At 58.5% G+C, this 9,607-nt stretch carries 9 protein-coding genes; 2 read left to right on the top strand and 7 right to left on the bottom strand.

Annotated elements, in window-relative coordinates; translation table 11 throughout:
• The first annotated feature begins 164 nt into the window (after positions 1-164).
• On the top strand, positions 165-527 hold the full coding sequence (locus ACR0AP_RS19700; protein WP_209508240.1) for a cupin domain-containing protein: 363 nt from the start codon (positions 165-167) through the stop codon (positions 525-527).
• A 32-nt stretch (positions 528-559) separates the two neighbouring features.
• Here the strand turns inward: ACR0AP_RS19700 and ACR0AP_RS19695 are convergent, their stop codons facing one another.
• From ACR0AP_RS19695 to ACR0AP_RS19670, 6 genes are all read right to left on the bottom strand, one after another.
• Entirely contained in the window at positions 560-1,492 is a 933-nt protein-coding gene (locus tag ACR0AP_RS19695) for a hypothetical protein (RefSeq protein WP_480508830.1), read from the bottom strand.
• A 7-nt stretch (positions 1,493-1,499) separates the two neighbouring features.
• Positions 1,500-2,813: a TRAP transporter large permease gene (locus ACR0AP_RS19690; RefSeq protein ID WP_209508236.1), complete on the bottom strand. Its 1,314-nt coding sequence runs from the start codon at positions 2,811-2,813 to the stop codon at positions 1,500-1,502.
• A 4-nt stretch (positions 2,814-2,817) separates the two neighbouring features.
• Positions 2,818-3,351: a TRAP transporter small permease gene (locus ACR0AP_RS19685; RefSeq protein ID WP_480484890.1), complete on the bottom strand. Its 534-nt coding sequence runs from the start codon at positions 3,349-3,351 to the stop codon at positions 2,818-2,820.
• Between the two features lie 70 nt (positions 3,352-3,421).
• Positions 3,422-4,399, bottom strand: coding sequence for a TRAP transporter substrate-binding protein (locus ACR0AP_RS19680; protein WP_480489255.1), 978 nt, complete (start codon positions 4,397-4,399; stop codon positions 3,422-3,424).
• A 54-nt stretch (positions 4,400-4,453) separates the two neighbouring features.
• The gene (locus tag ACR0AP_RS19675; protein ID WP_480508828.1) at positions 4,454-5,704 is read right to left on the bottom strand and encodes an NAD(P)/FAD-dependent oxidoreductase; all 1,251 of its coding nucleotides are present in this window, start codon (positions 5,702-5,704) and stop codon (positions 4,454-4,456) included.
• Positions 5,701-6,834 carry an enolase C-terminal domain-like protein gene (locus ACR0AP_RS19670; RefSeq protein WP_480508826.1) on the bottom strand — a complete coding sequence of 378 codons (1,134 nt, stop codon included), beginning with the start codon at positions 6,832-6,834 and terminating at the stop codon, positions 5,701-5,703. Before ACR0AP_RS19670 ends, ACR0AP_RS19675 begins: the two co-directional genes overlap by 4 nt.
• Positions 6,835-6,931: 97 nt before the next feature.
• Here ACR0AP_RS19670 and ACR0AP_RS19665 point away from each other — a divergent pair, with 97 nt between their 5' ends.
• Entirely contained in the window at positions 6,932-7,852 is a 921-nt protein-coding gene (locus ACR0AP_RS19665) for a LysR family transcriptional regulator (RefSeq protein WP_480484886.1), read from the top strand.
• Here the strand turns inward: ACR0AP_RS19665 and ACR0AP_RS19660 are convergent.
• Positions 7,813-9,507 carry a thiamine pyrophosphate-binding protein gene (locus ACR0AP_RS19660; RefSeq protein ID WP_480508824.1) on the bottom strand — a complete coding sequence of 565 codons (1,695 nt, stop codon included), beginning with the start codon at positions 9,505-9,507 and terminating at the stop codon, positions 7,813-7,815. The two genes, ACR0AP_RS19665 and ACR0AP_RS19660, sit on opposite strands and share 40 nt — an antisense overlap.
• Positions 9,508-9,607: the final 100 nt, after the last annotated feature.

Raw genomic sequence — 9,607 nt, 5'->3', positions numbered from 1 at the left:
GACCCTGACACCCGTCGAGCTGTTGCGGCAAAACGCTCCGGCCACCCGTCCCATAATCGCCCTCAGCGAAGGCAACGACCCCCGCATCACAAAAGGGGCCATCAACGCGCAACAGGAGGGTCGTGCCGTTTTGAAATACACGCTCAGCAGGAGGGTATGATGTTATGACACCTCAGGTTCTCGATCTCTTCGGTGCGCCAGCAACACGCAGCGAACGGCGTCTGGCCGATCTTCCGGACCGCGTTGTCGACGGCGACCCGTATCACCAGATCGGGATGCATTTTACCAGTCCGGATGGCAAGTTGTCGGCGGGCACATGGACGTCGACGCCCGGAAAATGGCATGCATTCACGGACAAGGACGAATATTGCTATATTGTCAAAGGCCATTGCGCTTTGATCCATGAAGACGGCACCCGGCAAGATTTTCGCGACGGGGCAAGTTTTCTGATCCCGAATGGGTTTCGCGGCTATTGGGAAGTCATCGAGGAAACGACGAAGCACTTTGTGATCCGGGATTGCACGTAAGACCCACAAGGTGCTCCAAAGCGCAGATGCCGTTACGCGGGAAGGTTGTTCTTGCCATAAAGGCGCCGCATGATCATGGGCGTCAGATACATCGGGATTTGATAGGCGCCGATGAAGGCCATGATCGGGGCGGTGACATCGGTTGGCAGGGCGACAAAGAATATGGCGATATTCCGGTTTCCCGCGATGATCGATATCGCGGTCGATTTGTCTGCGGGCAGCCGGTTTCGGCTCAGGTGAAATGCAACGGCTTGTGCCCCGAAATTGACCAGACAGGCGAGCGCGATCCAGAAGGCTGCAATGGCGGGATTGTTCAGGGCCGTGGCACTGACCGAAGGCATCAGCCCGATGACAAACACAGCCAAGGTAAGTGCCGCCAAGCCTTCCAAATTCAGTAGCGTCGCGGGTGAGGGTGTGCGCAGAACTGTGCGCCGGGTGATAATGGCAGCCCCGGTTGCAAGTACGATGGTCAGCAGCAATTGCAACCCGGCCTGCAAGACAGATTGAATATCCCCCAGTTCGGGCATGAGCAGAAATACTGGTAACGCGGTCAGCGGCAACAGGGCCGTACCCACAACCATCAGACGCATCGCGTGTTCAGGCGGATGGCCCATCATCAGGCACATATTGGGACTGCCTGAAATGGACGGGGCCGCCGCCATAATCAGCAGGGACAAAAGGACAGGCGTTCCGGTCCATCCGCCCGTAAACCCTATGGCCAGCACGATCATCGGCATGACGAATTGAAACCCGATGACCGTGAGTGCGACCTTTTGCAGATCGCTCAGCGACCCGAGAATGGTTTCAGGGTTCATCCTGAGGACCGTGACGAACAGCAACAACACGACCAGTGGCGGCAGCAGGTTTCGCATCGGCTCGGCCAGGGACGGCAGCAGAAGGCCAGCCGCCAGCCCGGCGATCAGTACATGAGGGCCATGGCGCGCCGCCAGATGAAGCGGGTTCAAAGCCGTTCTACCCGCCCGGGCTTTGGCGCAGATTCTCCGGCAGCCAGGTCGCCAGATCCGGGAACCAGATGAGGATGAAAACCATCAATACCATGATCAGGAACATCGGGATCGCTGCACGTGCGATATAGCTCATCTCGTGGTTTGTCATGCCCTGCATCACGAACAGGTTGAACCCGATCGGCGGTGTGATCTGTGCCATCTCGACAACAACCACGATGAAGATGCCGAACCAGATCAGGTCGATCCCGGCGTCACGGATCATCGGTTCAACCACGGCCATCGTCAACACGACCGAGGATATCCCGTCTAGAAAGCATCCCAGAATGATGTAGAAAACCAGCAACACCATCAGCAGCTCGAACCGAGTCAGGTCCCATCCTGCGATCAGGTCGGCCAGTCCGCGCGGCAGGCCGGTGAACCCCATCGACAGCGACAAAAAGGCCGCCCCCGCAAGGATCAGGGCGATCATCGCGCTGGTGCGCGTGGCCCCCATCAGGCTTTCGGTAAAGGTCTTCCAAGTCAGCGACCCTTGACCGGCGGCCAGCAAAAGGCCCCCGATCACGCCGAAAGCCGCGGCTTCGGTCGCGGTGGCATAGCCCAGATACATCGAGCCGATGACAACGGTGATCAGCAGGATCACAGGCATCAGAAAGCGTGAGTTTTTGACTTTCTCGGAAAAGCTCAGCTTGCTTTCGTTGTTTGGGTTCCAGTCCTTTCCCAGCTTGGAATACAGCGCGACATAGCCCATGAACATCGCCGCAAGAACAAGACCGGGGAGGATACCGGCGAAGAACAGCTTGGTGATCGATTCATTGATCGTCACCCCGTAGACGATCAGGGTCAGGGACGGAGGGATCATCAGCCCCAAAGTGGCCGCACCGGTCAACGTGCCGATGATCATCCGTTCGGGGTAATTGCGTTTGCGCAACTCGGGGATCGACATCTTTCCGACGGTCGTTAGGGTTGCCGCTGATGACCCCGAGACAGCGGCAAAGACAGTACATCCAACGATATTCGTATGCACCAGACCACCCGGCAGGGGGGCCATCCATGGCGACAACCCCTTGAACATGTCCTCGGACAGTCGCGTTCGGTACAGGATCTCGCCCATCCAGATGAACATTGGCAGGGCGGTCAGGGTCCACGAGGACGATGCCGACCAGATGGTCGTGATCATCACGTCACCCACGGGGCGTGTCGTGAACAGCTCCATCCCGACCCAGGCAACACCCATCAGGGCCAGTCCGACCCACACGCCGGTGCCCAACAGGGTAAAAAGCACAAAGAGGAAGAGGATGATAACAGCCAGGTTTTCCATGCGCTTACTCTCCGTGACTCTGATCGGCCAGATCGCGGATGATGCGATGTTCACCGCGGAACAGGACATGGATCAGATGATCCGTCAGGGCGATGGCAAGGATCACGGCACCGATCAGCATCGCCGATTGAGGGATCCAAAGGGCGGTTCTATCCTGCCCCTGGCTGACATCGTTGAATTTCCAGCTCCAGTAGACAAAGCGATAGGCATACCAGCAGAAATACCACATGACAGCCGTGCCAATGGCAAAGCACCAGATTTCAAGAATGCGCCGCACCCCGTCTGGCACCGCGTTCAGCAGGATCGATACGCGGATGTGACTGCCCCGGTTCAGTGCGTTGGCAAACGCCAGAAAAGAGGCGGCAGCCATCGCATAACCGGCATAGTCCGGTGCGCCGGGAAACACTTCGCCGGTCCAGCGGGCCAGCATCTGCACCACGATCAGCAGCAATATGGCAATCAGGCTGAGCGCCGCCAGAACTCCTGCTGCCAGATAAATGAAATCCAATACGGACCGAAGCCCTCGCAAAACCGCCATGCCGTCCCCGCTGTGTTCTGATTGGATATGAAACGGGCGGCAGGATATGCTGCCGCCCGTTCCGAAAGGATTACTGCGACGAATTGAAGGCGTCGACGATGGCCTTGCCTTCGTCCCCAGCGGCCTCCAGCCACTCATTGGTCATGGTCACGCCAATCTCTTTCAATTCCTGCACCATCTGATCCGATGCCGGGCCAACGGTCATGCCGCCATCCCGCAGGCCTTGCAACGTAAAGCCGGTGTATTCCTTGGCGCGCCAGTTCCCGGCATATTCCGCCAGTTCCGCACAGCCCTTGATGACGTTCTTGTTGGCATCGGATACACCAGACCAGACGTCGGAATTGACCATCACATAGTTGCGCGGCAGCCAGGCGTCGACCTCGTAGAAATAGTTCAGGCTTTCCCAAACCTTGCGGTCATATCCGGTTGATCCCGACGATATCATTGAATCCGCGACCCCGGTTGCAAAAGCCTGGCTGATTTCAGCCGCTTCGATGGTGACCGGCAGCATCCCGGTCAACTCGGCCAGCCGCGAAGTGGCGTTGTTGTACGAGCGGAACTTGATACCCTTCATCTCGGCGACCGAGTTCACCTCGTTTTTGAAATAAAGACCCTGCGGCGGCCACGGCACTGCATAAAGCAGTGTCAGGTTTTGTTCGGCCAGCAGGCCTTCGATCGAAGGTTTGGCCGCTTCCCAAAGCTTGGCGCTGTCGTCGAATGAAGTTGCAAGAAACGGGATGGAATCAAACCCGAACAATGCGTTTTCGTTCTGATGTCCGGACAGCAACCGCTCACCGATCGGGGCTTGTCCGGTCTGGATCGCGCGTTTGATGTCGGCGCCCTTGAACAGCGATCCGGACGGGTGCGTGACGATTTCGATCTCACCACCGGTGCCGGTGGTGACGCATTTGGCAAATTCCGCACCCGTGGCCGAGTGGAAGTTTGACGCCGAATAGGCCATCGGCATGTCCCATTTTTCGGCCATGGCGGGTGCAGCAGCGGTGGCAGTCAGCGCAGTTGCCGCCAGAAGGTTCGTCAGTTTCTTCATCATTCTTCTCCCTGTTGAATTTGGAAACACCGGCGTTTTTCACCGGTTTGTTTGTTATTTTGCGTATCGTGACGGCGCGTAGACGCTCATGTCGACATTTGGCGTTCTGCCCGCAATCATCTGCGCCAGAAGGCGCCCGGTTTTTGGCCCGCCTGTCAGGCCGATATGGTGATGCCCAAAGCCCATGTAGGCCCCTTTGATACCGGGCACATCGCCAATGACCGGGATCGAGTCAGCCGGGGCGGGCCTGTGCCCCATCCATTCCACTTCCTCCTTCCATGTCACGCCCGGGAACGCCGCCCGGGCATTTTTGCGCATCAACTCGAACGGTGCGCGCGAGGGCGGCGCATCCAGCCCTCCGAACTCGACAATGCCCGCCAAGCGTATGCGCCCATCCATCGGTGTCGCAACGAACTTGCCCGAGACAACCATAACCGGGCTGCGCGGCATCGCGGAAGGCTCTACCAATTCAAGATGATAACCACGTTCGCTTTCAAGAGGAACAGAAACTCCCAAGCGCTTTGCCAATGGGCCCGACCAGATCCCGGCCGTCACGACGGCTGCGTCACAAGCAATTGTCTCGCCACCGGCCCGAACACCGGTGACACGTCCGTTTTCCCGAACCACATCTTCGACATTTGCGCGTATGAAGCGACCTCCGTTCGCCTCAACATGCGCGGCAAGGTCTTTCACGTACCGGCCGGGGTCGGTGATGTGGCCATGATCCGAAAGCCGGGCGGCAAATCCGATGCCCTGACTGTAAACCGGGTCATATTCATGGAAGGCGTGACCTTCCAATTCGTCCCACTGAAACCCGTTCCTGCGCCGGATATCCCAACCAAAGGCATCTTCCTCAAAATGTGCGCGATCCCTGTAAAGAAACAGGTAATCTGAAGGAACCAGCCACTTTTCCGCCCCCGTTCCGGCCGCCAGCGCCTTGTGATCATTCAGACTGTCGCCAACGATGGATGTCAGTGCTGCGGCGATCCTCTCGACGTCGGCGGCGTTTGCATGTCTGAGGTATTTCCAAAGCCACGGAAGAAGCTTTGGTAAATACCCCCATTTCAGAAACAACGGTTGCGAGGGGCTCAGCAGCATCTTCGGTGCTTTTCCCAATAATCCGGGGACTGTTACCGGTACGATAGAACACGAGGCCAATACCCCGCCATTCCCGTGCGAGGTACCTTCGGCAGGGCCTGCCTTGTCGATCAGGATCACATTGTGACCATCCCGCTGCAACCAGACCGCAGTCGACACGCCGACAATTCCGGCCCCTATGATGGCTATGGTTTTCTTGTCCGTCATTCTGTCACCACCTTGGCAACCGCATAATGATCCAGTTTGGTCAGGTCGGGTCTGCCGCCAAGTCCGGGGCCCTGAGGCACACAAACCTGACCGTCCCTGACCTGGAAAGTTTCCTCCAGAATATCCTCTTTCAGGAAATAGGACGCCTGATAGAATTCGCAGCCCAGAGAGATTTCCGGTGTCGCGGCAATCATGTGCGTGCCTGCCAAATGGGCCAGTCCAGCCTCGAACATATCGCCACCATAGGCCGACAGGCCATGGGCCGCAGCGATGCGCGCAACCGTCTGCCCGCGGGTAAGGCCGCCTGACTTCATAATTTTCACCGAAACCCCGTCGCAGATCCCTTCGCTGGCCGCGCGCTCCATGTCTTCGGGGCCAAAGACGCTTTCGTCGGCCAGTAGCGGAACATCCGTCATCTGCCGCAGCTTTGCCATCATGCCAAACTGATGGGCGCGGACAGGTTGTTCAATGAAATCCGGTTTGAACTGAGCGACGTCCCGCACCTGCGATGGCGCATCATCAATGCTGAGCCCTTGATTATAGTCCACGCGGACCGAGAGCTCCGGGTAGTTCTGGGCAAGGTACTCCAGCCGCATGATGTCGAAGGCGTGATCCTTGAACCCGGTCTTGAGTTTGACAATCCGAACACCATCCTCACGCAGGCGTGCCAATAGTTCGATGTCCTGGGCAAAGTCGGGGTTTGCGATGGAACAACTCAGCGGAATGCTGTCGCGGAAGCGACCACCCAACAAGGACCAGACCGGAACACCGCTGATCCGGCCTGCCAAATCCAACAGCGCGGTTTCCAGCGCCGCCTTGGCTTCGGTGCAATGTGCCACGGCGTAAGCCGCACGTGCCATGATTGCGGCCCGATCCCCAACGCATGCCCCAAGAACGTGAGGGCGCAGATAACGGTCCAGCGCGGCAAAACTCGCTTCGGGTGTTCCGGTGAATACCGACCAGGGCGATGCCTCGCCATACCCTTGGGTGCCATCCTCGGATGTCAGGCGCAGGATGACGACTTCGCAAACGCCTTCAACCGACCCGATGCCGTGATCCCGGCGGGATGTGACCGGCAGTTCAAGATGCCACAGGTCATAACCGATGATTTTCTGTGCCAGATTGCTCATTTCGCCCCCTGTCGATGGGGAAAGCCTGCCTTGACCGGGCTATCATTTCAAATATTATATTCTCGTAAGTTCATCAGAAAAAGTGATGTGATTATCGTTGTCCCTGCGCTTTCGTCAGCTTCAGGCATTTCATGCCATAATGGAAACCGGAACCGTGACCGGCGCGGCCTCGGTTCTTGGGATATCGCAACCCGGCATCAGCAACCTTCTGGCACAACTTGAACGCGAGGCGCGTCTGCCTCTGTTTGAACGGACAAAAGGCCGATTGCTGCCAACACCTGAGGCCGAGATGCTATTTCGCGAGGTTGACACGGTCGTGCGCGGGCTGGACCACGTGGCGCAGGCCGTGACCGATTTGCAAAACAAACATCCCGGACAGTTGCAGGTTGCCGCGCCGCACCTGTTGTCCTTTGGTTTCATGCCCCGCGAGATCGCGCGGTTTGCCAAAACGCGCCCCAACCTGTCTGTCAGCTTTCAGTCGCAATATTCATCCAAGATTCAGGAATGGGTCATCTCGGGCCTGTTTGAAATCGGTATTGTCGAGATGCCCATTCTGCATGACACACTGAACTATCAGGAGTTTCAGTTTGAAACGCTCGCGACTTTTCCTGAGGGCAGTCCCTTGGCCGAGCACGACGTTCTGACGCCAGAGATATTGGAAAACGAACCCTTCATCGTAATGGGGCCGGAACATCAGACCCATCGCCGGACCCGCGACATCTTTCAGACATCCGGTCACACATGGCGCACCCAGATACACACCCATCTTTCCGAAAACCTGCTGAGCTTTGTAAAACAGGGTATGGGGGTCGCGATGATCGACCCCTTTACCGTGACCTTTGACGACGAGAGCGGGTATCTGACCCGCCCATTTGCGCCGCCAGTCATGCTGGATCTTGCGATCATCACGGCAAAGGGACGCCCTCTGTCCACGATTGCGCAGGAATTTCTGGCCCAGTTGACCCCGTCAATTGCCGCTTACGCGACCCATTCCGAGACCGGTGCGGCCGCTTCGTGAAGCGGCTGTGAGTGAATGTCGACAAGTGTTGGGCCGTCATGCTCAATCGCCTGTTTCAGCACGCGCGTCAGATCCTCGGGGTCTTTGACGGTCCAGGATTTGACGCCAAAGGCCGCCGCAACAGCGGCGTGGTCCGTCCGGTTGAAATCAACATTGTAATAGCGCTGACCAAATCCCGCTTTCTGGCCAGCCTTGATCCATCCGAAGACTGAGTTCGAGAAGACGATCGAAGTGATTGGCATATTGTGCCGGACCATCGTTTCAAACTCGCCGCAGGTGAACCCGAACGAGCCATCGCCCATGACCGACAGGGTTTTAACCGATGGCCGCCCGACATGTGCCCCCATGGCCGCGCCCAGCGAATACCCCAGCGCCCCATGTGCCCGGTTGGTGATGAAATGGCGCCCCGGTTTCCGCCAGCGGTAATATGCGCTGAAATAGGGGCAGGGGGTGCCGGGGTCAGCGACCACAATCGAGTCGTCATCCAGAATGTCCATCAAGGACGCCATGACAGCCTCGGGCCGGATCGGCGTCTCGCGACTTGCGGCCAGCGGGGCGAACGCGGTCCTCTTGGCCTCCCAGGCGGCGCGGGCTTTGGCTGCTCCGCCTTGGCTGGTCAGGTCCTGCCGGTTTTCCAGTGCCAGCGCCAAAGCCTCCAGCGCCAGACGGGCATCGGCGCAGATAGCCACTTCGGTCTGGTAATTGGCGCCGATCACCATCGGATCGCTGTCGATATGGATGATCGTGGTGCTGCGTCCGGGGCTTCGCCACCGTTCCGTTGTTACCGAACCGGCGCGGCAGCCAATGAACAAAACGACATCGGCCTGATCCACGACGGCGCGGGTTGCCGGGATGCCCCCGTTCGACCCGACAACGCCCAGGGCAAGCGGGTCGGTCTCGGCAATGGACCCCTGACCCGACACGGTCGTGGCCACGGGCATGTCCAGCAGGCCTGAAACCCGGCGCAGCGCATCGGTCGCCCGGGACAAGACCGGCCCGCCACCACAGACCGCAACCGCGGATTTGGCCCCTGCAAGAATGGCAGCCGCTGCTTCGATGGCGTCCGGGTCAGGTGCGGCCCGTTCGGCGGGATAGCTGCGGTGCCTGTCATCCGCCCAGATTTCAGCCTCATCAACCTGCGCCTTCTGCGTGTCAAACGGCAGCGCCAGATGCGTTGCACCGGGCGTGCCGGTCGTCATCGCCCTGAAGGCGGCCCGAACCATGGCCGGAAGCCGCGCTGCGTCGTCAAGGGATGTGTTCCATTTGGCCAGAGGCCGGAACAGCGCAGGCTGATCCAGTTCAGTCAACGGGTATTTGCCGCGGCTGGTCGTTGCCACATCTGACGTGATCGCGAGTATCGGAACCGAGCTTTCGTTGGCCTCGACCACTCCGGGCAAGATATAGGTCGCACCACCGCCGGACGGGCCCTCGCACACGCCGGGCTTGCCGGTGACGCGGGCATAGCCATCCGCCATATAGGCCGCGTGCCGTTCATCCCGTGTCAGAATGTGCTGAATGCCGTGATCCATCCGGGCAAGGGCATCATAAAAGGGCAAAGTGGTATCGCCGCACAGGCCAAACATATGCGTCACACCATGCGCTTCCAGCATGCGCACCATGGCTTCGGCTCCGGTCAGAAAATTTGTCCCTGTCATGGTTGCGAGTCCCTTGTGTCAAATCTGTACGCAGACCTGTATACAGTTTTGTATATTGATTTCAAGCTCAGCGTGTGGCACCTGTGATTCAAACGAAGAA

It is taken from the genome of Ruegeria sp. AF7 (assembly GCF_056541885.1).
Note: the sequence above shows the minus strand (reverse complement) of the source record. Positions and strands in the feature narration are given on the sequence as shown.

Excerpts from the sequence above, each read along its gene's own strand:
- ACR0AP_RS19690 (WP_209508236.1), bottom strand. The coding sequence starts at position 2,813 with ATGGAAAACCTGGCTGTTATCATCCTCTTCCTCTTTGTGCTTTTTACC.
- ACR0AP_RS19675 (WP_480508828.1), bottom strand. The coding sequence starts at position 5,704 with ATGACGGACAAGAAAACCATAGCCATCATAGGGGCCGGAATTGTCGGC.
- ACR0AP_RS19670 (WP_480508826.1), bottom strand. The coding sequence starts at position 6,834 with ATGAGCAATCTGGCACAGAAAATCATCGGTTATGACCTGTGGCATCTT.
- ACR0AP_RS19685 (WP_480484890.1), bottom strand. The coding sequence starts at position 3,351 with ATGGCGGTTTTGCGAGGGCTTCGGTCCGTATTGGATTTCATTTATCTG.
- ACR0AP_RS19680 (WP_480489255.1), bottom strand. The coding sequence starts at position 4,399 with ATGAAGAAACTGACGAACCTTCTGGCGGCAACTGCGCTGACTGCCACC.
- ACR0AP_RS19660 (WP_480508824.1), bottom strand. The coding sequence starts at position 9,507 with ATGACAGGGACAAATTTTCTGACCGGAGCCGAAGCCATGGTGCGCATG.
- ACR0AP_RS19700 (WP_209508240.1), top strand. The coding sequence starts at position 165 with ATGACACCTCAGGTTCTCGATCTCTTCGGTGCGCCAGCAACACGCAGC.